This is a genomic window from Actinomadura sp. CNU-125, assembly GCF_001942465.1.
Classification (GTDB): domain Bacteria; phylum Actinomycetota; class Actinomycetes; order Streptosporangiales; family Streptosporangiaceae; genus Spirillospora.
On sequence record NZ_MKJY01000049.1, the window covers coordinates 1 to 22,064 of the forward strand.

Annotated in this window: 23 protein-coding genes and 2 pseudogenes; 14 read left to right on the forward strand and 11 right to left on the reverse strand. The window is 75.1% G+C overall.

The window, feature by feature from the left end; genetic code table 11:
- The first annotated feature begins 172 nt into the window (after positions 1-172).
- The 10 genes and pseudogenes from BJF79_RS58790 to BJF79_RS07270 all read left to right on the forward strand — a co-directional run bounded on the left by BJF79_RS58790 (position 173) and on the right by BJF79_RS07270 (position 8,062).
- On the forward strand, positions 173-301 hold the full coding sequence (locus tag BJF79_RS58790; protein ID WP_262401656.1) for a hypothetical protein: 129 nt from the start codon (positions 173-175) through the stop codon (positions 299-301).
- Between the two features lie 154 nt (positions 302-455).
- Complete coding sequence (locus BJF79_RS52900; RefSeq protein ID WP_143219756.1) at positions 456-1,184, forward strand: DUF5691 domain-containing protein; 729 nt, start codon at positions 456-458, stop codon at positions 1,182-1,184.
- Positions 1,181-1,519, forward strand: coding sequence for a hypothetical protein (locus tag BJF79_RS52905; protein WP_075895660.1), 339 nt, complete (start codon positions 1,181-1,183; stop codon positions 1,517-1,519). The genes BJF79_RS52900 and BJF79_RS52905 overlap by 4 nt, the downstream gene beginning before the upstream one ends.
- A complete protein-coding gene (locus BJF79_RS50605; RefSeq protein ID WP_083733227.1) occupies positions 1,420-1,941 on the forward strand; it encodes a hypothetical protein in 522 nt (173 codons plus the stop codon). The genes BJF79_RS52905 and BJF79_RS50605 overlap by 100 nt, the downstream gene beginning before the upstream one ends.
- The gene (locus tag BJF79_RS07250) at positions 1,938-3,038 is read left to right on the forward strand and encodes an ATP-binding protein (RefSeq protein WP_075895662.1); all 1,101 of its coding nucleotides are present in this window, start codon (positions 1,938-1,940) and stop codon (positions 3,036-3,038) included. Before BJF79_RS50605 ends, BJF79_RS07250 begins: the two co-directional genes overlap by 4 nt.
- Positions 3,020-5,245: pseudogene (locus BJF79_RS07255) on the forward strand (DUF5682 family protein). The gene BJF79_RS07250 and the pseudogene BJF79_RS07255 overlap by 19 nt, the downstream one beginning before the upstream one ends.
- Positions 5,242-5,520, forward strand: coding sequence for a hypothetical protein (locus BJF79_RS57070; RefSeq protein ID WP_187356968.1), 279 nt, complete (start codon positions 5,242-5,244; stop codon positions 5,518-5,520). The pseudogene BJF79_RS07255 and the gene BJF79_RS57070 overlap by 4 nt, the downstream one beginning before the upstream one ends.
- Positions 5,517-6,672, forward strand: a pseudogene (locus tag BJF79_RS07260) (VWA domain-containing protein). Before BJF79_RS57070 ends, BJF79_RS07260 begins: the two are co-directional and overlap by 4 nt.
- A gap of 32 nt (positions 6,673-6,704) precedes the next feature.
- On the forward strand, positions 6,705-7,082 hold the full coding sequence (locus tag BJF79_RS07265) for an ArsR/SmtB family transcription factor (protein WP_075895664.1): 378 nt from the start codon (positions 6,705-6,707) through the stop codon (positions 7,080-7,082).
- On the forward strand, positions 7,079-8,062 hold the full coding sequence (locus tag BJF79_RS07270; RefSeq protein WP_075895666.1) for a cation diffusion facilitator family transporter: 984 nt from the start codon (positions 7,079-7,081) through the stop codon (positions 8,060-8,062). The genes BJF79_RS07265 and BJF79_RS07270 overlap by 4 nt, the downstream gene beginning before the upstream one ends.
- Position 8,063: 1 nt before the next feature.
- Here BJF79_RS07270 and BJF79_RS07275 read toward each other — a convergent pair whose 3' ends face one another.
- Positions 8,064-8,969, reverse strand: coding sequence for an amidohydrolase family protein (locus BJF79_RS07275; RefSeq protein WP_075895668.1), 906 nt, complete (start codon positions 8,967-8,969; stop codon positions 8,064-8,066).
- A 246-nt stretch (positions 8,970-9,215) separates the two neighbouring features.
- Between BJF79_RS07275 and BJF79_RS07280 the strand changes: the two genes are divergently transcribed.
- Both BJF79_RS07280 and BJF79_RS07285 read left to right on the forward strand, forming a co-directional pair.
- Positions 9,216-10,565: an MFS transporter gene (locus BJF79_RS07280; RefSeq protein WP_075895670.1), complete on the forward strand. Its 1,350-nt coding sequence runs from the start codon at positions 9,216-9,218 to the stop codon at positions 10,563-10,565.
- A 2-nt stretch (positions 10,566-10,567) separates the two neighbouring features.
- A complete protein-coding gene (locus BJF79_RS07285; protein WP_075895672.1) occupies positions 10,568-11,422 on the forward strand; it encodes an MBL fold metallo-hydrolase in 855 nt (284 codons plus the stop codon).
- Positions 11,423-11,452: 30 nt separating this feature from the next.
- Here BJF79_RS07285 and BJF79_RS07290 read toward each other — a convergent pair whose 3' ends face one another.
- Entirely contained in the window at positions 11,453-12,385 is a 933-nt protein-coding gene (locus BJF79_RS07290; protein ID WP_075895674.1) for an alpha/beta hydrolase, read from the reverse strand.
- A 173-nt stretch (positions 12,386-12,558) separates the two neighbouring features.
- Between BJF79_RS07290 and BJF79_RS07295 the strand changes: the two genes are divergently transcribed.
- Entirely contained in the window at positions 12,559-13,545 is a 987-nt protein-coding gene (locus tag BJF79_RS07295) for a diacylglycerol/lipid kinase family protein (RefSeq protein WP_075895676.1), read from the forward strand.
- Positions 13,546-13,561: 16 nt separating this feature from the next.
- Here BJF79_RS07295 and BJF79_RS07300 read toward each other — a convergent pair whose 3' ends face one another.
- Genes BJF79_RS07300 through BJF79_RS58800 form a run of 5 tightly spaced genes read right to left on the reverse strand, consistent with a single transcriptional unit; the run spans position 13,562 to position 17,322 of the window.
- Complete coding sequence (locus BJF79_RS07300) at positions 13,562-14,140, reverse strand: PadR family transcriptional regulator (RefSeq protein WP_075895678.1); 579 nt, start codon at positions 14,138-14,140, stop codon at positions 13,562-13,564.
- Between the two features lie 33 nt (positions 14,141-14,173).
- Positions 14,174-15,835, reverse strand: coding sequence for an MFS transporter (locus tag BJF79_RS07305; protein WP_075895680.1), 1,662 nt, complete (start codon positions 15,833-15,835; stop codon positions 14,174-14,176).
- A 37-nt stretch (positions 15,836-15,872) separates the two neighbouring features.
- Entirely contained in the window at positions 15,873-16,394 is a 522-nt protein-coding gene (locus tag BJF79_RS07310) for a TetR/AcrR family transcriptional regulator (protein WP_143219758.1), read from the reverse strand.
- A 56-nt stretch (positions 16,395-16,450) separates the two neighbouring features.
- On the reverse strand, positions 16,451-16,822 hold the full coding sequence (locus BJF79_RS58795) for an aldo/keto reductase (RefSeq protein ID WP_262401657.1): 372 nt from the start codon (positions 16,820-16,822) through the stop codon (positions 16,451-16,453).
- 5 nt (positions 16,823-16,827) lie between these two features.
- Positions 16,828-17,322 carry an aldo/keto reductase gene (locus BJF79_RS58800; RefSeq protein ID WP_262401658.1) on the reverse strand — a complete coding sequence of 165 codons (495 nt, stop codon included), beginning with the start codon at positions 17,320-17,322 and terminating at the stop codon, positions 16,828-16,830.
- Between the two features lie 79 nt (positions 17,323-17,401).
- Between BJF79_RS58800 and BJF79_RS07320 the strand changes: the two genes are divergently transcribed.
- Positions 17,402-18,097, forward strand: a complete 696-nt coding sequence (locus BJF79_RS07320; RefSeq protein WP_262401659.1) for a helix-turn-helix transcriptional regulator — start codon at positions 17,402-17,404, stop codon at positions 18,095-18,097.
- Positions 18,098-18,107: 10 nt separating this feature from the next.
- Here the strand turns inward: BJF79_RS07320 and BJF79_RS07325 are convergent, their stop codons facing one another.
- The 4 genes from BJF79_RS07325 to BJF79_RS07340 form a co-directional block, all read right to left on the reverse strand.
- Positions 18,108-18,500 carry a hypothetical protein gene (locus tag BJF79_RS07325; protein ID WP_075895684.1) on the reverse strand — a complete coding sequence of 131 codons (393 nt, stop codon included), beginning with the start codon at positions 18,498-18,500 and terminating at the stop codon, positions 18,108-18,110.
- Positions 18,497-19,516 carry a DUF4132 domain-containing protein gene (locus BJF79_RS52915; RefSeq protein WP_075895686.1) on the reverse strand — a complete coding sequence of 340 codons (1,020 nt, stop codon included), beginning with the start codon at positions 19,514-19,516 and terminating at the stop codon, positions 18,497-18,499. Before BJF79_RS52915 ends, BJF79_RS07325 begins: the two co-directional genes overlap by 4 nt.
- Positions 19,459-20,982 (reverse strand): hypothetical protein, encoded by a 1,524-nt coding sequence (locus BJF79_RS52920; RefSeq protein ID WP_075895688.1) that lies wholly within the window; start codon positions 20,980-20,982, stop codon positions 19,459-19,461. Before BJF79_RS52920 ends, BJF79_RS52915 begins: the two co-directional genes overlap by 58 nt.
- A gap of 11 nt (positions 20,983-20,993) precedes the next feature.
- On the reverse strand, positions 20,994-22,064 hold a 1,071-nt coding region (locus tag BJF79_RS07340), incomplete at its 5' end, for a DUF4132 domain-containing protein (protein ID WP_143219759.1).

Consider the following 22,064-nt stretch of genomic DNA (forward strand, 5'->3'; position numbering starts at 1 on the left):
ATCGTGTCGGCGCTGCTGCGGTCGCGGGCGCCGAGCGGGTCGCGCTCGCGGGCGAGTGGACGCCGCGCGGGCTCGCCCCCTCGCCGTCTGGCACGACACCGAAGGCGCGGTGCCGCTGTGAGGGGGCCGCTGTGAGGGGGCCGCTGTGAGGGGGCGCTGTGAGGGGGGCGCGGTGAGCGCGTGGGACGAACACGTGACGGCGGCGCTGCTCGGCACCGAACGCCGCGACCCGCCCGTCCTCGACGGGGAACCGGGCGGGGACGACGCGGCGGCGCGCTGCTCGACCAGGCCGCACTGCTGACCATCCGGGGCCGCGCCGGGTTCGTCCCGGTCCGCTCCGGCGGGCTGGAGATGGTCGCCCCCGCGCCCGTCGAGCACGACCCGCCGGTGCCGGACGCGGCGGCGGCGCGGCTCGCGCGCGTCCTGGCCGGGGAGCAGATCCGGGTGCTGCCCGAATGGCTGGACGCGGCGGCGGACCGGGGCCTGCGGGTGCCCGCGCGGCTGCTGCCCGCGCTGCTGGAGCGGGGCCGCGCGATGGATGCTGCGGCCGTCGATCGCGCGGGCGGCCGGGCGGCGCGGCATGTGGCTGGCGCTGCAGAACACCGGCTGGGCCTACCTGGTCGGGTCCGGGCCGGTCCGGACGGGCGACGTCCCGGCGGGCGCGGGCCGCGTGGCGGAGCGGCACCCGGCACCGCCGCGCCGCCTACCTGTCGAGGCTGCGCGGCACCGATCCGGCCGCCGCGCGGGCCCTGCTCCGCGAGTCGTGGGACCGCGAACCCGCCCCCGACCGCGCCGCGTTCCTCGGCACGTTCGCGTGGGGTCTCTCCCTGGACGACGAACCGTTCCTCGAAGCCGCGCTGGACGACCGCGGCAAGGACGTCCGGCAACTGGCCGCCGATCTGCTGGCCCGGCTGCCCGGCACCGCCTACGGCGAACGAATGGCCGAACGCGCGCGCGCCTGCGTGACCCCCCGGACCGACCCCATGCCGGGGGCCGGAACCCGGCCGGACCGGCCGGACGCGCCGCCGGGGACGCACGCCCCGGAAACACGCATCTCGGACGGCCGACCGGGCACGTCACCGCCGGGAAAAGGCGTGTCCGGAACGGAAACCGCAACCGGACGGGGGGACGCGCCACCACTCGGGACGGACACATCCGGAACGGGAACTCGGACGGCCGGGTGAACACGCCGACAACCGGGACGAACGTGTCCGGGCCGGCCGCCTCGGACGGCGGTCCGGACGGGCCGAGGGCCGCTTGGATCTGGGTGGGGGCGCCGGAGGAGCATGACGCGGGGCTCGCGCGGGACGGGGTGCCGTTCCATCCCGGCGGGTCGTTCGCGCCGCGGCCCGGGAGCGGGCCGGTGGGGACGCGGGGCGCGTGGCTGCGCGAGATCCTCGCGCGGACGCCGCTGACCGCATGGACGTCGCTGTTCGGGCTGCCGCCCGCCGCGATCGTGCGGCTGCCGGTGCCGGGCGCGCCCGCGACCTGCACATCGGGTGGGCACGCGCGGCGCTGAACCAGCGGGACGTCGAATGGGCGCGCGCGCTGCTCGGCGCCGGTGCGGCCGTCGGCGAACCGGAGGCGCTCGCCGATCTGCTGGGCGTCCTGCCCGCGGACGAGCGGGACGCTGCGGCGGCCGGGCTCGTCCGGTGGGTGCGGGACCGGGCGGAGCTGCTCCGGCTGCTGGAGCGGGTGCCGGGCCCGTGGTCTGGGCCGGCTCGCCGACGCCGTCACGGCGATCCTGACGGGTTCGGCGGGACGCCCCGCGCGCTCCGCCGAGCACCTGCTGACGCAGCTGTGCCGGGTCGCCGACCTGCGGCTCGACCCGCCGCCGCGGCGCGGCTGGCCGAGCACCCGGTGCGTCCGCCGCCGCGCCCGCTCACCGACCTCATCGACACGCTGCGGTTCCGCGACGAGATGGTGAAGGAGCTGAGTTGACCACTCCCCCCGACGGACGCGACGGTGTCCTGCGCCCGCACGCGGAGCAGGAGCACGCGGCGGAGCTGGCGCGGCTCGCCGCGCTCGACGACCGGCCGCGCCCGCCCGGCTGGCGGCTGTCGCCGCAGGCCGTCACGGTGTACCTGCTCGGCGGCGACCTCCCCGACGGGACGTCGATCGTCCCGAAGTACGTGGGGCCGCGGCGGCTCGTCGAGGTCGCGGTGGCGACGCTGGCGACCGACCGGGCGCTGCTGCTCCTCGGCGTGCCGGGAACCGCGAAGACGTGGATGTCGGAGCATCTGGCGGCGGCGGTCAGCGGCGACTCGACGCTGCTGGTGCAGGGCACGGCGGGCACGCCCGAGGAGGCCGTCCGGTACGGGTGGAACTACGCGCGGCTGCTGGCGGAGGGGCCGTCGGAGCGGGCGCTGGTGGAGAGCCCGGTGCTGCGGGCGATGCGGCGGGGGGCGGTCGCGCGGATCGAGGAGCTGACCCGGATGCCCGGCGACGTCCAGGACGCGCTGATCACGATCCTGTCGGAAAAGGCGCTGCCGGTCCCCGAGCTCGGCACGGAGGTGCAGGCCCGCCGGGGGTTCACGGTGATCGCGACGGCGAACGACCGCGACCGGGGGGTGCACGAGCCGTCCAGCGCGCTGCGCCGCCGGTTCAACACGGTCGTGCTGCCGCTGCCGGACACGATCGAGGACGAGGTCGAGATCGTCGCGCGGCGGGTCGCGCAGATCGGCGCGGGGCTGGAGCTGCCGGAGGCCCCGGCGGGGCTGGCGGAGATCCGGCGGGTCGTGACGGTGTTCCGGGAGCTGCGGTCGGGGCTGACCGGCGACGGCCGCACCCGGCTGAAGTCCCCCGGCGGAACCCTCGGGACGGCCGAGGCGATCTCGGTCGTGACGGGCGGGCTGGCGCTCGCGGCGCACTTCGGGGACGGGGTGCTGCGGGCGGCGGACGTCGCGGGCGGGCTCGTCGGCGCGGTCGTCCAGGACCCTGCGTCCGACCGCGTCGCCTGGCAGGAGTACCTGGAGACCGTCGTGCGCGACCGTCCCGGCTGGGACGACTTCTACCGGGCGTGCCGGGAGGTGTCTTGACGGTCGAGGTGTTCGGCGTGCGGCATCACGGTCCCGGCTCGGCGCGCGCGCTGCGTGCGGCGTGGAGGAGTTCAAGCCGGACGCGGTGCTGGTCGAGGGGCCGCCGGAGGCGGACGCGCTCGTCGGGCTGGCGGGCGACCCCGAGATGGTCCCGCCGGTCGCGCTGCTCGCCTACTCGCCGGGCGATCCGTCCGGCGCGGACCGCCGGTCGGCGTTCTGGCCGTTCGCGGAGTTCAGCCCCGAGTGGCAGGCGATCCGGTACGGGGTCGGCGCGGGCGTGACCGTCCGGTTCTGCGACCTGCCCGCCGCCGTCACCTTCGCCGCGCCGCCGGACGAACCGGACGGACGGGACGTGCGGGTCGATCCGCTCGCCGAGCTCGCGCGCGCCGCCGGGCACGCGGACGCCGAACGCTGGTGGGACGACGTGGTGGAGCACCGCGAGGGCGGCCCGTCCCCGTTCCCGGCGATCCTGGAGGCGATGGCCGAACTGCGGGAACGCGCGGGGGAACCGGCCGCCGCGGAGGAGCGGCGCGAGGCGTACATGCGGCGGACGGTGCGGCGCGCCCTCAAGGACGGGCACGAGCGGGTCGCGGTGGTGTGCGGCGCGTGGCACGCCCCGGCCGTCCGCGCCGACGTCCCCGCCGCCCGCGACGACCGGACGCTGCGCGGCCTGGACCGGGTCCGCGTCGCGATGACGTGGGTGCCGTGGACGCACGGGCGGCTCGCCGCGCGCTCCCGCTACGGCGCGGGCGTCGCGTCCCCCGGCTGGTACCACCACCTGTACACCGCGCCGGACCGTCCGGTCGAACGCTGGCTCGCCGGGGCCGCGCGCGTGCTGCGCGGCGAGGACCTGCACGTCTCCCCCGGCCAGGTGATCGAGGCGGTGCGGCTCGCCGGGTCGCTCGCCGCGCTGCGCGGACGGCCGCTGCCGGGCCTCGACGAGGTCACCGAGGCGGCGCGGGCGGTGCTGTGCGAGGGCGCCCAACCCCGCGTCGACCTGCTGCGGGACCGGCTGAACGTCGGCGAGCGCTCGGCGCCGTGCCGCCCCGCACACCGATGGTCCCGCTGCAGCGCGACCTGCACGCGCAGCAGCGCCGGCTCCGGCTCAAGCCGTCCCCCCGGCCCCGCGACCGCGACCTGGACCTGCGCCGCCCCTTCGACCTCGACCGGAGCCGGCTCCTGCACCGGCTGCGCCTGCTCGACGTCGGGTGGGGCGTGCCCGCCGGGGGCCGGTCGACCGGGACGTTCCGGGAGACGTGGACGCTCGCGTGGCGGCCCGAACTCGACGTCGCGCTGATCGAGGCGGGCGCCTTCGGGACGAGCGTGCGCGGCGCCGCGACCGTCCGCGCCGAGGTCCTCGCGGCGGACGCGGCCGACCTCGCCGAACTCACCGACCTCGCCGAACGCTGCCTGCTCGCCGACCTCGGGGAGGCGCTGCCCGCCGTGCTGCGGGCGCTCGCCGACCGCGCCGCCGTCGACGCGGGCGCCCCGCATCTGATGGCGGCGCTGCCCGCGCTCGTCCGCACCCTGCGGTACGGGGACGTGCGCGGCACGTCCCGCGACCGCCTCGCCGCCGTCGTGGACGGTCTGGTCGTGCGGATCTGCGTGGGTCTCGCGCCCGCCGTGTCCGGGCTCGACGAGGACGCCGCCGCGCGCGCTCGACCGCGTCGACGCCGTCCACGGCGCCCTCGCGCTGCTCGCCGACGACGCGTGCCTCGACCGCTGGCGCCGCGCCCTGGACCGCCTCGTCGCCCGCCCCGGCGCTGCACGGCCTGGTCGAGGGCCGCGTCACCCGCCTGCTGCTGGACGCGGGCCGCCTCGACGACGCCCCCGCCCGGCTGGCCCGCGCGGTCTCCGCGGGCGTCCCCCCGGCCCGCGCCGCCGCGTGGATCGAGGGGTTCCTGTCGGGCGGCGAACTGTCCGGCGGCGGATTGATCCTCATGCACGACGAGCCGCTCCTCCGGCTCGTCGACGGGTGGCTCGCCGACCTGCCCGCCGCCGCGTTCACCGACGTCCTGCCGCTGCTGCGCCGCACCTTCGGCACGTTCTCCGCCGCCGAACGTGCCCTCGATCGCGACCGCGCCCGCCGCCTGCACGACCCGCGCCCGGACCGCCCCGACACGTCCGCCCCGGAGATCGACGCCGCACGAGCGGAAGCCGCCGCCACGACCGTCCGCACCATCCTGGGATGGGAGCCGCGCACATGACCGACACACTCCCCGACCGCCCGCCCCGCGCGAGCCTCGCCGCCGCGACCGTCCCGAACCGCTGGGGCCGAGCCCCCTCCACCACGACCGGCACACCAGCCGACCGGCCAAATCGGACGAGCCGCATCGCCGCACCCGTCCGAAACCTCCCCGGACGCACCCCTCTCACCCCGACCGACTCGCACCGCGGGAGCCTCGCCCTCGTGGACGGTCGCGAGCGGGGCATCCCCGGGCCCATGGCGGTGGACGGGGCGGACTGGCGGGAGGACGCGTGACCGGCGAGACCGACGAGCGGGTGCGGCGGGTGGCGGCTGGTGCTCGGGGGCGGGGACGCGGACGGGACGGGCGCGGTCCTGGCCGGGGACGACGCGCGGATGGACGGGGCGCTGGAGCGGCTGTACGGGGGCGACTCCGGGGAGCGGCGGGCGCGGCGGGCGGCGCGGCGCCGGGCTCGGGGACTCGGCGCCGTCGGTGGCGCGGTGGCTGGGCGACGTCCGGGCCTGCTTCCCCTCGACGGTCGTGCAGATCATGCAGCGGGACGCGATCGAACGGCTCGACCTGGCGCGGCTGCTGCTGGAGCCGGAGATGCTGGACGCGGTCGAGCCGGACGTGCATCTCGTGGGGACGCTGCTGGCGTTGAACACCGTGCTGCCGGACCGGGCGCGGGAGTCGGCGCGGGCCGTGGTGCGGCGGGTGGCGGACGACCTGGAGCGGCGTTCGCGCAGCGGACCCGGTCGGCGGTCGGCGCGGCCCTCGACCGGTCCGCGCGCACCGCCCGTCCGGCGCGGGCCGCCGACGTGGACTGGGACCGGACGGTCCGCGCGAACCTGCGGCACTACCTGCCCGAGCAGGGGACGCTCGTGCCGGAGCGGCTCGTCGGGCACGGGCGGGGACGGGCCGCGCTGCGGGACGTGGTGCTGTGCGTCGACCAGAGCGGTTCGATGGCGGCGTCGGTGGTGTTCGCGGGGGTGTTCGGCGCGGCGCTCGCGTCGCTGCGGTCGCTGCGGACGTCGCTGGTGGCGTTCGACACCGCGGTGGTGGATCTGACGGACCGGCTGGACGATCCGGTGGACGTCCTGTTCGGGACGCAGCTCGGCGGCGGCACCGACATCGGCCGGGCGCTCGCGTACTGCGCGGGGTCGATCACCCGGCCGTCGGCGACGGTGCTGGTGCTGATCAGCGACCTGTTCGAGGGGGGTTCGCGGGACGAGCTGGTGCGGCGGGCGGCGGCGCTGACGGCGTCCGGGGTGCGGGTGGTGGTGCTGCTCGCGCTGTCCGACGACGGGACGCCCGCGCACGATCACGCGAACGCGGCGGCGCTGGCGGCGCTCGGGGTGCCCGCGTTCGCGTGCACCCCGGACGCGTTTCCCGAGGTCATGGCCGCCGCCGTCGAGGGGCGGGAGCTGCCGAACCGCACCGAAGGGTGACCTGCCGGACCCTCTGCGCTATATTTGCTCATATGAGCACTCCTTCAGATGTCGCGGCCGAGGAATGCGCCGTCCGGGTCGTCGATCCGGAGAAGGTCGCCCTGGTCAAGGGCGCCCTTCCGGACGGCCCCACGATCGGTGAACTCGCGCAGGTGTTCGGGCTGCTGTCGGACCCGGGACGGCTGCGGGTGCTCACGGCGCTGCTGGAGGGCGGCGAGATGTGCGTGTGCGACATCGCGGCGTCCTGCGGGAACTCGGAGTCGGCGGTGTCGCACGCGCTGCGGCTGCTGCGCGCGAGCCGGGTCGTCCAGGTGCGGCGGGCCGGGCGGATGGCGTACTACCGCCTGGACGACTCGCACGTGCGGATGCTGCTCGACCTCGCGCTCGCGCACGTCGGGGAGGACGGATGACGGCGGAACACGGCCACGGGCACGGGCACGAGATCTCCGCGAGCGCGGACCGGCGGCTGCTCGGCGGGGCGCTCGTCCTGATCGTGGCGTACATGTCGGTCGAGGTGGTCATCGGCTTCCTCGCCGGGTCGCTGGCGCTGATGACCGACGCGGCGCACATGATGACGGACGCGTTCGCGATCGCCCTCGCGCTCGTCGCGATGCGGATCGCGGCCCGGCCGCCGAAGGGCGGCTACACCTACGGGCTGCGCCGGTCGGAGATCCTGTCGGCGCAGCTCAACGGGCTGACGCTGATCCTGCTCACGGTGTACTTCGTCTACGAGGGCGTGCACCGGCTGATCGATCCGCCGGACGTCGACGGGAAGTTCGTGTTCTTCACGGCGCTCGCCGGGGTCGGGATCAATCTCGTCGCGACGTGGCTGATCAGCAAGGCGAACCGGAGCAGCCTGAACGTCGAGGGAGCGTTCCAGCACATCCTGAACGACCTGTTCGCGTTCATCGCCACCGCGATCGCGGGCCTGCTGGTGTGGACGGCCGGGTTCGCGCGGGCGGACGCGATCGCGTCGCTGGTCGTCGCGGCGCTGATGCTCAAGGCGGGGTACGGGCTGCTGCGGGACGCGGGCCGGGTGCTGATGGAGGCCGCGCCCGCGGGCGTCGACCCGTCCGAGCTGGGCGCCCGGCTGGCGCGGCGGCCCTGCGTGGAGGAGGTCCACGACCTGCACGTGTGGGAGGTCAGCTCGGGCTATCCGGCGCTGTCGGCGCACGTGCTCGTCGACTCGGGCGGCGACTGCCACGCGGTCCGGCGCGACCTGCAGGAAGTGCTGCGGGCCTGGTACGGGATCACGCACACGACGCTGGAGGTCGATCACGTGGCCGCGTCCGCCTACGGCGTCCACTGCGACGACTCGCACGGGCCGCGGCACGTGTCGGACTCGCCGGGCCCGCACCGGCACGCCGGGTCGGCCCCCTGCGACCACTGACCTAGGCGGGCGCCTGGACGCCGAGGAGCTTCGCGGGGCCGTCCCAGCAGACGGCGCGGAGCCAGTCGTCGCCGAGGCCGAGGCGGGCGAGGCCCTCCAGCTGGTGGGCGTACTCGTAGGGGATGTTCGGGAAGTCGGTGCCGAACAGGACGCGTCCGGCGAGGCCGAGCTCGCGCAGGCGGGGCATGAGGGCGGCCGGGAACTCCGAGAGGCCGAAGTCGGTGAACACCATCGTGGTGTCGAGGTGGACGCCGTCGTACCGGTCGGCGAGCACGATGAAGCCGTCGCATTCGGGGGCGCCCATGTGGGCGACGATCGTGGTCAGGCGGGGGTGCCGGGCGAGGACGTCGCCGAACCGGGCCCGGGCCCGTGAAGCCGTTGGCGACCGGGCCCGATCCGGCGTGGACGAGCGCGACGACGCCCGCGTCGGCGAGGCGCCCCACACGTCGTCGAGTTCGGGCACGCGCGGGTCGAACCCGCCGACCTGAAGGTGGACCTTGAACACGCGGGTGCCGGAGTCGATGGCGCGCCGGACGTACTCGACGGCGTTCGGTTCGGGGTAGAACGTTCCGGTCTGCACGCATTCGGGGATGCGTGCGGCGAACCCGGCGGCCCACTCGTTCAGCGACTCGGCCATGCCCGGACGGTGCGGGTACAAAAGCGACGTGAACGCGCGGACGCCGTGGTCGCGCAGGAACGCGACCCGTTCGTCCTCGGAGTGCCGGTACCGGATCGGCCACTCGGTGCCGATCAGCGGCCCCGCCTCGTCGAAGTAGTCCCACACGGCGCTCATCAGGCGCGGCGGCATGAAGTGGGTGTGGACGTCGATCAGCCCGGGAAGGCCCAGCTCGCGCCAGAAGCCGGCGATCCCGGCGTCCGAACGCGGCCCAGAACGCGATTCGGTCACGCCCGAACTCTAGCCGGAGGTCACCCGATCCCGTCGAGGAGGACGGGCGGAACCGGCATGCCGTTCACGCCGTCGGCACACCCGGACCGTCGACGACGCCCGCCCGTACCGGTGACGCCCACCCGCACCGGTGACGCCCACGCCGCTATATCCATCTGAGCATAGCCAACGAGACGAACGATATTAGTTCAATATGCCCCCTTCACCTACTGTTTCGGACATCCCGAACTGTTGAGTGAGCTTCACGTGATCACCGACACCAGGCCGCGGAACCGTGCGGTGGCGGCGAGTTTCGCCGGCACCGCCATCGAGTGGTACGACTTCTTCATCTACAGCACCGCCGCCGCGCTGGTGTTCGGCAAGCACTTCTTCCCGGACTTCGACCCGCTGGTCGGCACGCTGATGGCGTTCTCCACGTTCGTGGTCGGATTCGTGGCGCGCCCCATCGGCGGTGTGCTGTTCGGACACTTCGGCGACCGGCTCGGACGCAAGTCCATCCTCGTCGTCACGCTGACGATGATGGGCCTCTGCACGTTCGTCATCGGGCTCCTGCCGACCTACGCGCAGATCGGGGTGTGGGCGCCGATCCTGCTGGTGACCGTGCGGTTCGTGCAGGGGCTCGCACTCGGCGGAGAGTACGGGGGCGCGGTCCTGATGGCCGTGGAACACTCCGATCCCGCGCGCCGCGGCTTCTTCGGCAGCTGGGTGCAGGTCGGCGTCCCGGTGGGCCTGGTCCTATCGAACCTGATCTTCCTGCTGGTGGAGCTCCTGCCGTCCGACGCCATGGAGGCATGGGGCTGGCGGGTGCCGTTCCTGCTGAGCGCCGTCCTCGTCGCCACCGGCCTGGTCATCCGGATCCGGGTGGACGAGAGCCCCGAGTTCAGCGAGGTCAAGCGGAACGGCGAGGTCGCCGAGGCACCCGCCAAGGAGGCCGTCAAGCACTCGTGGAAGCCGATCCTGCTGTGTGCGGCGGCCGGATTCACGCCGGGGACGATGTTCTACATCGCGATGGTCTTCGGCCTCAGCTACGGCACCGACCACGTCGGCGCCGACCGCAGCACCATGCTCGTCCTGACGCTGATCTCCATGGCCGTGGTCCTGCCGTGCCTGCTGTACTTCGGCGCCCTGTCGGACCGCCTGGGCCGCAAGCAGGTGTTCACGGGAGGCGTGGTGGGGACGGCGCTCGCGGCGTTCCCCTGGGTGCTGCTGATCGACAGCGGCTCCTTCGTACTGATGCTGCTCGGGTACATCCTGGTCTCGATCCCCTTCAGCGCCGCCTACGGCACCCTCGCCACCCTGCTGGCCGAACTCTTCCCGGCAGACGTGCGCAACTCGGCCATCAACATCTCCTACGCCGTCTCCAACGTCTTCGGAGCGGGAATGGCCCCGATCGTCGCCACCTCGCTGCTCATCCGCACCGACTCGGGCATGCCCATCGCCGCGTACACCGTCGGGGTCTGCGTGATCTCGTTCGTCTGCCTGAAGGCACTGCGGGTGCCCGGGTCCTGGACGGCGGGGCGGACCGGGCCGTCCGGGCCGGACAGCGGGCCGGCGGCGGCCCCGGCGGCCGCGCGGCAGTCGGCACGGGAGCTGTGAGCATGGCGGCCGTGAACGTGGAGAGCACCGCCGCGCCGGCCCTGGACCTCGGCGGGATCACGGTGACCTGGCTGGAGGACATCGAGGCCATGCCCCTGGCCGCCGCCGATCTGCTGCCCGACGACACCGACGGCGCGGGGACCGAACTGAACCTGACCTTCGGCGGCTACCTGATCACCACCGGCACCGAGAACGTGCTCGTCGACGCGGGCGTGGGCGACGGCAAGAACAGATCGCGCCCCGGCTGGAACCACCGGTCCTCCGACGCCCTCCCCCGGGCCCTCGAACGGGCCGGGGTCGCCCTCGCCGACGTCGGTACCGTCCACCTCACCCACCTGCACGCCGACCACGTCGGGTGGTGCACCCGGTGGGACGGCGGCGCGTGGGTGCCCGTCTTCCCCGGGGCGCGCCACCAGGTGCTGGCCGCCGATCTGCGCTGGGCCGCGGAGGGCGCCGACCGCGACCCCGGTTTCCTGTACGGCTCGTACGAGGACAGCGTCCGTCCGCTGATCGGCCACGGCCGGTTGGACGCGGTGGACGACGGGCACCGGCTCGGCGGACGGATCGAGGTGCGCGCCGTTCCCGGGCACACGCCCGGATCGTCGGTCGTGGTCGTCCGCGGAACACGGGACACCGCGGTGCTGTCCGGCGACCTGATCCACCATCCGCGCCAGTTCGCCGTCCCGACGATCTGTTCGCGGTTCTGCGTGGACCGGGCGGCGTCGGCGCGGGTACGGCGAGACGTCCTGCGATGGGTCGCCGAGCACGACGCCGTCCTCATGCCGGCGCACTTCGGCTGGGGACGCGTCGAGGCGCGGGGCGACCGGTTCCGGTATCGCCCCGTCCCACGTGTCTAGAGACGTCCGGACCCCGGCCGGAGCGACCCCTCAAACGATCTCGTCCAGGAGGACGGGCAGGGCGGCGCGCAGTTCGCGGCGCCAGTACGGCCACGTGTGGGTGCCGCGGTAGAAGTGCGTCGAGACCGGGACGCCCAGCTTGCGCAGCTTGTCGGCGAACCGGCGGCCCACGGTGTGCGCGAGGGCCTCCATCGGGTCGCGGGACGCGGGCGCCGGGCGCGGGTCGAAGGGGCCGGGGGTTCCGTCGCCCGCGCTGACGTACAACCGGACGCCCGCGAGCCGGTCGGCGAGGTCGAACGGGTTGTGCTGCCGCCAGACGACGCGCTGCCGCACGGGGTCGCCCCACACGTCCGTCCAGTCCCGCTCCGGTTCGGCGACCGCGACGCCGAGCTCGATCAGGTCGGCGGCGTCGAGCGCGGACGGGTCGGCGTGCAGGGTGTGCAGCGGCCCGCTGAACGATGCGGCGGCGCGGAACAGGCCGCGGTGCCGCGCCGCGTACGACATCGCGCCGAATCCGCCCATCGCGTTGCCCGCGACGGCGCTCTCGCCGCCCGCGCGGTAACCGCGTTCGAGAATCTGCCGGAGTTCGGCGAGATGGAACGTCTCCCACTGCGGGGCGCCGCCGTCGCCGCGATTCCACCAGTCGGTGTAATTGCCGCATCCGCCGCCGTCCGGCATGACGATGATCACATCGGTGTCGGCGGTGAGGTCCTCCAGATCGGTGTGGTCGGTCCACGCCCGGTGGTCGGCGCGGCCGTCCCCGCCGTGCAGCAGCCACAGCGCCGGCCAGGTGCGGGACGCGCCGCGCGACCAGCCCGCGGGCAGCAGCAGCCGGACGTGCGCGACGCCCGGCAGGACGGGGGATCGGACCGCGAGGTCCAGGACGCGGGGACGGGGCCGGCGCTCCGCCACGACCGTGGCGCCGTCGTCGGCCGGGGCGGTGAAGGACGTCGCGCCGCGCATGGGCCACCCCGCAGAATTCAGCTGTCGTCAGCTGAAATGTCCCCGCTTCCCGCGGTGTTTCAACGTTGAGTAATCGGTTTATAAAATATCGGGCCGGGGATCGCGGTCCGCGTCGCCGGTATGGTGACGCCGAAGGGGAATGGGCGATCGGGCCCGGAGGCGGAGCACCTGAGATGCGGAGCAAGACCGAACTGGAGTCGGCCATCCGGACCGGCGGCCGGGCGGTGCTGGTGATCAACTCGCGGTCCCGGCGGGGCCGCCGGCTGTACGCGACGGCACGGCGGCTGCTGGACGAGGCCGGGATCGAGTTCGTGCGCGTCTTCCCCGTGACCGACCCCGGGCGGCTGCGGGAGCTGTTCGCCGACGTCCTGGCCCTCGAACCCGACCTCGTCGTCGTGGGCGGCGGGGACGGGACGGTCGCGGAGGCGGTCGGCAACCTCGCGCACCGCGACATCGCCCTCGGCGTCCTGCCGCTCGGCACCACGAACAACTTCGCGCGCAGCCTGGAGCTGCCGCTCGACCTGCCGGGCGCCGTCCGCACGCTGCGGATCGGCGGCCCGGCGGGCGGCAAGGCTCGCGACGTGGACGTCGGCTGGTTCGACAGCACCGACGATCCGCGCGCCGAGGGCCCCGGCGACGACCGCGCGCACATCTTCGCCAACATGGTCAGCATCGGGCTGTCGGTGCACGTCGCCGGGAGCGTCCCGCACCTGCTCAAGCGGTACGCCGGACGGGCCGCGTACGCGCTGACGGCCGTGGGGCTGCTGCCCCGCCATCCGGCGTTCACGGCGCGGATCACGATCGACGGCGAGACCAGCGAGCTGACGACGCACCAGCTGAACGTCGCCAACGGCGCGCACCACAGCGGGACGCGCATCGCCCGCGACGCCAGCCCGGACGACCGGCTGCTGGCCGTCTACCGGCTGGGCGACGGGCGGCGGCTGCGGCTGGCGTCGGCGACGGCCCGGCACGTGCTGACCGGGCCGCGCCGCTCCCTCGCCGAGGACGCCTTCCTGACCACCGACCGCGTCGAGATCGAGACCGATCCGCCGCTGCGGGTCGACGTGGACGGCGAGATCCGCGGCCGGACGCCGGTGACGATCCGGCTGCGCGGGAACGCGCTGCGCGTCGTCGTCCCGCAGACGTTCGTCGACACCTGATCGGCCGCCGAGCCGTTCAGCCGGTGGTCTCCCGCACGGCGCCCGCCTCGTCCGCCATGACGTACGCGCCGCCCTCCAGCCGCTCGATCAGGGCGTGCGTCCACGCGGTCGCGGCGTCCGCGGAGTGCGTCCACCAGCCGAGCAGTTCCCGCATGTGGTCGCCCGGGCCGAGCTCGTCCAGGTGGGGGCTCACCGTGGCGCGCCAGGTCGCGAGGCCGTCCAGCCGCTGCCGCAGCAGCGCGACCGCCTCGGCGCGCGGCAGTTCGGTGAGGAACCCGAGGCCCGCCGTCAGCATCTCGGGGTGCCGGACGTCGACCGTGCCGAGCGCGCACCGCAGCAGCCGCAGGAACTCCTCCCGGCCCGCGTCGGTGATCTCGTAGTCCACGTGCGGGGGGCCCGCGTCGCTCTCCTCGACGTCATGGGCGTGCAGCAGGCCCTCCTTGGCGAGCTGCCTGAGCGCGTGGTAGATGGAGCCGGGGTTCACGTGGGCCCACTCGTCCGATCCCCACGACAGCAGATCGCGCCGGACCGTGTAGCCGTGCGCCCGCCCCGACCGCCGCACGCCGCCGAGTACCAGCAGCCGCGTCGCCGACATCTGGCTCCCTTCCTGATCGAGTGACGCTCCAGGCTACGGCCTCCGCGGACGCGGACGGGGCACGGACGGGGCGCGGGCGCCCGGGGCGGGCGGCCGACCCCGGTCAGTCCGCCGCCGCGCCGGAACCGCGGACCGGCGCCGTCCGCTCCGCCGCCGGCTCCGCCGGGTGGGTCGGCCGCCGACAGGTCGATGTCGCGGGGGGTCAGGTATGGACGAGCGCGCGGCGGCAGCATCAGCACCGCGCCCGCGAGGCCGGTGACGGCGAGGGAGTCGGCGAACGCCGTCCGCGCGAGGTCCGCCAGCGTGCCGCCGGCGCCGCCCGCGACGTCCAGCGCGCCGGTGAGGGACTCGCGGGCCGTCTCGGCGGCGCCGCCGGCGACGCCCAGCGAGGCCAGCGCGCCGTACGACAGGTCGCCCCGGTAGACGGCGGCGGCGAGGCTGCCGAGCAGCGCGATGCCGAGCGTGCCGCCGATGTCGTAGCTGGTCTCCTCGACGGCCGCCGCGCTGCCCGCCTGCTCGGGCGGCGCGCCCGCCATGATCACGGCGGAGGCGATCGCGAGGGAGCCCGCGCCCAGCCCGATCAGCAGCAGCGCGAGCGCGACCGGCGGGTAGGAGAGCGGCGCGGGCGCAGGCCGAGGACGGCGAAGCCGAGCGCGGCGACCGCGAGGCCGCCGCCAGGACGGTGCGGGCGCCGATGCGCGCGGCGACCGCGGGCGCGGTCGGGGACGCGACGATCGCGCCGAGCGCCATCGGCAGCAGCCGCAGGCCCGTCTCCAGCGGCCCGTACCCCTGGACGAGCTGCATCCACTGGGCCATCAGCAGCATCGTGCCCGCCATGGACAGCTCGGTGGTCATGGCCGTGACGGCGCCCGCCGTGAAGGACGGCGACCGGAACAGCCGCAGCTCGATCAGCGGGTCGGGACGGCGGAGGCTGCGGCGCACGAACCAGCCGAGCGCGACCGCGGCGACGGCGGCCGGGAGCAGCGCCGCCGGGTCGGCGACGCCGTACTTGCCGGCGCTCTTGATGGCGTAGACGAGCGCGACCATGCCGGCCATCGACAGCGCGACGGCGGGGAAGTCGAGGGGCCCGGGGCGCGGGTCGCGCGCCTCCGGCAGCAGGAAGAGCCCGGCGACGATCGCGACGGCCATCACCGGCACGTTCACCAGGAACGCCGAATGCCAGGAGAAGTGCTCCAGCAGGAACCCGCCGAGGATGGGGCCGAACGCGGCGCCGACCGCCGCCATCGCGCCCCAGACGCCGAGCGCGGTGGCGCGCTCGCGGCCGTCCGGGAACAGGGTGCGGATCATCGACAGCGTGGACGGCATGATCATCGCGCCGCCGACGCCGAGCAGCGCCCGCACCGCGATCACCGCGCCGGGCGTGTCGGCGAAGACGACGAGGATCGAGGCGGTGCCGAACACCGCGAACCCGGCGATCAGCATCCGCTTGCGGCCCCACCGGTCGCCGAGCGCGCTGACGGTGACGAGCAGGCCCGCGACGACGAGGGCGTAGACGTCCACCATCCACAGCAGCGCGACGTTGCTCGGCCGCAGGTCGGCGGAGATCGCCGGGAGCGCCACGTTCAGGATGGTGATGTCCATGACGACGAGCAGCAGGCTCGCCGACAGGACCGCGAGGCCCGCCCAGCGGCGCGGGTCGGGCGCGGTCACGGTGCCGGGGTTCTTCGAGGTCACGGCCGCGCCCCCGTCCCGGCCAGGAACGTCTCGGCCATCAGCCGGGCGACGTCGTTGGGCGCGACGTCGCCGCGGCGCAGGCTCTCGCGGGCGGTGACGCACATGCCGTAGACGGTGTTGGAGATCCACCGCGCGGGCATGTCGGCGCGCAGCACGCCGGACCGCTGCGCCGCGGAGTACAGGACGGTCTCGCGCTCCTCCAGCCGGTCGGAGCGTTCCCGCAGGTGCGGCGCGCGTCGGCCTCCGCGGAGGTGAGCGCCCAGCCGTGCTCGTGCGCGAGGCGGGCGAAGACCTCCAGCAGGGCCCGGACGGTCGCCAGGTGCACGTCCGGGTCCGTGGACGCGGCGGCGGCGTCGACCCCGGTGGCGTCGAGCGCGTCCTCCCAGCGGTCCAGCGCCCGGGTGCCGATCTCGTCGACGAGTTCGTCCCGTCCGGCGAAATGGCGGTGCAGGGTGGCCCGGCTGACCCCGGCGGCCTCGGCCAGCTCGGCCATCGAGGCCGCCGGGTTCACGTTCAGCCGGCGCAGCGCCGCCGCGATGATCTGTTCGCGCACCCGCATGCGCGACACCCCCGTATCAAGTGCGACAAAAACGTCTCACATGATACAAGACCGACTCAACCGTTCGTTTCGCCCGCGAGTGCGGCGAGGTCCTCGGCGGTCAGCCGCAGGTCGGCGGCGGCCACGTTCTCCTCCAAGTGGTCGAGCGAACCCGTGCCGGGGATCGCCAGCATGACCGGCGACAGCGCCAGCAGGCCCGCGAGCAGCACCTGCGCGGGCGTCGCGCCGTGCCGCTCCGCGATGCCCGCGACGCGCGCGTCGTCCGGGATCCCGAAGCCGCCGAGCGGGAAGTACGGGACGCACGCGATGCCCGCGGCCTCGCACTCGGCGAGCATCGCCGCGTCCTGCGACATCGTGATGTCGAACCGGTTCTGGACGCCCGCGACGGGCGCGATCGCCCGCGCCTCGGCGAGCTGCACCGCGTCCACGTGGCTCAGCCCGAGATGCCGGATGAGGCCCTCCTCGCGGACGCCGCGAACGCCTCGAACCGCTCCCCGATCGACTCGCCGCCCGCCGGGTCGATGCCCCCGGGCCGCAGGTTGACCAGGTCGAGCCGCTCCAGGCCGAGCTCGGTGAGGTTCCGCTCGACCTCGGCGCGCAGGCCGTCCGCCGAGACCTGCCCGGTGGGGAACGGATCGTCCGGACCCTTGTACGGGCCGACCTTCGTGGCGATCACCAGCCCCTCTGGGTAGGGATCGCCGAGCGCCTCGCGGATCAGGACGTTCGCCGCGACGCCGCCGCGCGAGTAGAACGCGGCCGTGTCGATGTGGTCGACGCCCAGCTCCACCGCGCGCCGCAGCACCTTGCGTCCGGTCTCCGGGTCGCGCGGCGGGCCGTCGATGGCCCCCACCGGAAGCCGCATCGCGCCGAATCCCATGCGGCGGACCCGCAGGTCGCCGCCGAGCATGAAGTGCGTTTCGTTCGTCATGTCACCAACCGTGCCGCCTTATCCGGACTCCCGCGAGTACGTGGCAGTTTGCTGCCATCTGGCAGGTCGGGGCGGCGCGGTGGCAGACTGGACGGCGATGAGCGTCGACACCGTCCCGAGCACGGACCTCAACGTGACGCTGCGCGGCGAGGCCGAACTGGTCGAACGCGCCGGGCACCTGTTCGAGGCGCGCGAGGAGTTCGCCTGCGCGGCCCGCGACCTCGACACCTGGGCGCTGCCCGCCCTCCGCGAACGGCTCCTGGTCAAGCGGCGGGCGCTGCGGCTCCGGCCGTCCGTCCGCAAGCTCTACAACCCCGAGGCGCTGGCGACCGAGGCGTCCGAACGGCACCTCCTGGACGTCGCGCGCGCGGGCGTCGCCGTCCGGATCTGCACCGCCCCGCTGCCCTACGAGACGATCGTCGTCGACCGGCGCGTCGCGATCCTGGCGGGCCCGCCGCGCACGGGGGCGCGCGAGTTCACGGTCGTCCGCTCACCGGGCGTGGTGCGCGGCGTCGTCTCGCTGCTGCAGGCCGCCTGGGACCGGTCCGCCGACCTCGCCGACCACCGCCGCGACCGGGCGCCCGCGCTGACCGACGAGAGCCGCCGCATCCTGGCGCTGCTCGCCGACGGGCTGAAGGACGAGGCGGCGGCGCGGCGGCTCGGCATGTCGCTGCGCACCTACCGCCGCCGCGTCGCGGAGATCCTCGTCCTGCTGGACGCCGAGTCGCGCTTCCAGGCCGGGCTGCGGGCGCACGAGCTGGGCCTACTGGCCTGAGCCGCCCTGGTCAGCCGCCGGCCAGCGGGACCAGCTTGATGAAGACCAGGTCGGGATCGGCGGTGAGGTCGATCTCCTCGTCGAGGTCGTCGACCTGGCGGTCCCCGGCCAGCATGACGAACCCGTTGCCGAGGAAGGCGCGCTCGGCGATGTCCGCCTGCCGCTCCCAGTCGAGCCGGCGCGGCTCGCGCAACCGGTAGCCGTTCTGTTCGGCCTCGGCATCGTCCGGGCGGACGAGCCCGGCGAACCGGTCGGACGGGCGCGCGTTGTGCCGGGCGACCTCCTCCCGGACCCGCAGCCTGATCAGCTCTCGGACGGTCATGCGGCCCGGCAGCCCCGCGACGGCGAACTCCGCGACGGGCGCGCCCGTCGCCGTCTCGTCCCGGAACGTCACCTCGGTCATCCTTCACCCCGCTCGATCTGCTTCCGGATGGACGGGTCGGTGATGCGGTCGTCGGCCGCGAGCAGGAACGCCTTGCTGAGGATCAGCGCCAGCCGCTGCTCCTCGAACGGCAGGAACACCCGGCCGGACGGGTTCCGCTCGGGGACGACGCACAGGTACGCGCCGTCCGGCTCCATCAGGACGTTCGCCGACCCCAGGTGGATCTTGTACGTGCGGAGGTCGCCGCGAACCGTGAGGAACCGGTCACCGAGCGAGCAGCGTGCCGCGATCTTCGTGCGGGGCAGGACGCGTTCGAGGGCGGCGCGGCGGGTGCGGGCGCTCTCGTCCAGCTCGCCGAACCCGGTCCGCTCCCAGTAGGCCAGCGCGGGGCCGCCGTCCGTCCACTCGGGGTCGGCGGCGATGGAGGTGACGGACACGAACAGGTCCACGTCCCGCATCGCCTCGCTGAACACGACGGGCGGGACGTCGGCGAGCGCGGCCGCGCGCCACGAGCCGCCCACCCGGCGGTCGAACCGGATCCGGTCGGTGGCCGCCAGGTCCTCGGGGCCGTGCTCGGCGAGCACGTGCGCGAACCGGATCCGCCACTCCCCCGCGAGGACGCGCGACGCCTCGTCCGCGGAACCGCCGTCCCACGGGCCGAGCAGGTCGCTCTTCCAGCCGCGCGCCCGGAACAGCGCGAACATGCGCCGGTAGTGGACGAGGTGCCCGGCGAACCGGTTCGAGTACACGCGGGTCTCCGCCTCGGCGGGCGTCGGCACGTAGATCTCGCGGAACGCCTGCTTGACCGGCTGCCGCACGCCACGCTCGACGATCGCGTCCCGCCACGTCCGGATCTCCTCGACGCGCGCGCCGATCGGGTGCCACAGGCGCACCGCGGCGTCGTCCGGCGCGTCCGGGAGGCCGCCGGTCTCGGGCAGGACGGCCGTCCACGCGCCCGGCGCCGTCTCGACCTCCCAGATCAGGCCGCGCACGGTCGGCCCCGCGACCGGGTGCCGGACGAGCCGGTCGCGCCACACCCGAACGGGTGCGCGGCGCCGACCGGGAACCCGCCCTCCAGGCGCCGGACGAGCGTCGCGACCTGGGCACCGGCCCGCTTGGCGAGGTCGCGCAGCTCCTTGACGGCGTCCTTGTGGTCGCGGCGGACGGCCGCCGGGACGCCGCGCAGCCCGCGCCCGTCCTTCTCGAACGCCAGCCGCGCCGCCGCGCCCTCGATCGTGATCACGGCGGTGTGTTCGCCCAGCTCGCGGCGCAGCGCGCCGTCCGGGCCGAACCCGAGGCCGGGCAGGCGCAGCGCCACCTCGGTGCGCTCGGCGAGCGCCGCGTCGACCTTCTTCAGCATCCGGTCGAGCTGCTTCGGCACCCCCGCGTGCCGCGCGAGGCCCCGCACGTTCCGGATCGCCGTGACCAGCTCGGGCGTCGGGACGTCCTGCGCCGCCCGGACGATCTCGTACAGCAGCGCCTGCGACGGCAGCGACTTCGCGGCCGTCGGCGCCACCGCGACGTCCGGGAGGAGCCGGTCGAACAGCGCGGGGAGCCACGGCTCGTCGGCGGCGAGCGCGACGCGCGCGGCCCGGCCGAGCGCGATCACCTCGTCGGCCGCGAAAGCCTTGTCGGCCTTGTAGGGGATCGTCCCGTCCTGGACGGCGCGGGCGCGGTCCGCCGCCTCCCGCAGCGCGCTCCGCGCCCACGCGGCGTACGCGGGGATCCCGGCGGCGCGGTGCAGGGCGTCCGGGAGGGGCGCCGGGGCGGTGTGCGTCCGCCCACGGTCCAGTTCGGTGAGCCGAACCCGCTCGGCCGCCCCCAACCCCGCGATGACGGTGATCTCCCCCCTCGCGATATCCCCGGCCCCGTCCGAAAGCCGCCCGACGACCTCCCCGAGCAGATCCCCCTCCGCCGACCCGGCCGCGAAGACGGCTCGCCCCGCCCCGTCCGGCTCGGACGATCCTTCGGCTGCGGCGCCGTCGAGGCCCGGCGGTCGTCCCTCACTCTGCGCGGGCCCGGGGCCGGTCGGGGTGGCGAGTCCGTGCGTGTCGGCCGGGTCGGGGGCGGTGAGGCCCGCGGTGGCCAGGAGGGCCAGGGGCGCGCCCAACTCGTCCGCATCCAGCAGGTATCGGACGAGCGTGCGCGCGGGGGCGGCGAGGCCGTCGGGCCAGGGGCCGGTGCAGCGGACGAGCGCGGCCGTGCCCATCGTGAGGTCGGCCCACTTGCGGCGGGGCAGCCCGGAGACGAGCGCTTCGAACATGCGGCGGCACGCGTCGGGCGAGAAGGCGGGCTGCCGCTCCTTGGCGGCGTCCTCGACGGCGAGGCGGACGCTCGTCGCCTCCCACGCCTTGACCGTGGAGGGCACCGCGTACGCGGCGGGCAGCAGGTCGCCGAAGGCCGAGTCGGGCAGGGCGGCCAGCCCGACGGTGGTGACGGCGAAGCCCGTGTCCTCGGGCTCCGGGGCCGTCATGATGCGCAGCAGGCGGGCGGGGAGGTCCATGGGGCGGTCCTTCAGCGGGTGGTCCGGCGGACGGACGGGTCGGTGACGCGGTCGGCGGCGGTGGAGGCGGTGGAGGCGGCGGCGGCGACGAACCGGTCGATGTCGCGCATCGCCTCGCTGAACACGGCCGGGGGGACTTCGGTCAGGGACGCCTCGCGCCAGCGCCGCCCGTCCCGGTGTTCGAACCGGACCTGGTCGGTGGACGCGTGCTCGGACGTGCGGTCGTAGAAGAAGCACGCGCGCCAGGCGCCGTCGGCGAACTCGCCGCGGGCTTCGCCGTCGCCGCCGTCGTAGGCGTGCCAGCCGCCTTCCTTGAGCAGCGCGTACAGCAGGTCGCGGCGGACGGTGTGCCCGGCGAAGCGGTTCGAGTAAGCGCCCGTCTCCTCTTCGGCCGGGGTGAGGAGGTAGATCTCCCGGAACGCCTGCTCGAACGGCTGCCGCGCGTCCGCGAAGTGCTCGCGCCAGCCGCGGATCTCGTCGACGGTCGCCCGGACGGGGTGCCACAGCCGGACGTGCGAGGAGGTTTCGGGCGCCGCTCCGGGCGCGAGGGCGCGCCACACGCCGTCCGTCCCCTGGAACTCCCAGATCAGGCCGCGCGCGACCGCCCCGGTGACCGGGTGGTCGCGGTAGTGGGCGCGCCACTCGGCGAACGTCCACGTGCGTCCGGCGGACATGAGTTCCTCGACGCGGCGGCGCTCGCTCGCGAGGGTGCCCCGGACTTGTCTCGCGAGGGCCTTCAGCTCGGCTGGCGCGGCGGCGGTGCGGGCCGGGCCGGTGAAGGTGATCCGGACGGTGGCGGCGTCCTCGATCGCGAGCCGGGCGGTGTGCGCGCCGAGCGTCCGCGTGACCGAGCCGTCCGGTGCGAGGCCGTGCGCGGGGACGCCCCGCTCGGCGACCTGCTCGGGGGTGAGCCCGAGCCGCTCGCCCGCGTCCCGGAGGGCCGCGTCGAGCTGCTTGCGCAGGCCGCGATGTTCGATCCGGTCTCGCAGTCCGGTGAGCGCCGCGAGGGCGGACGGGTCGTCGGCGGCGCCGAGCGCATTGATCGCCGCGCCCGCGACCTTGATGTTCTCCCCGAGGGGGCG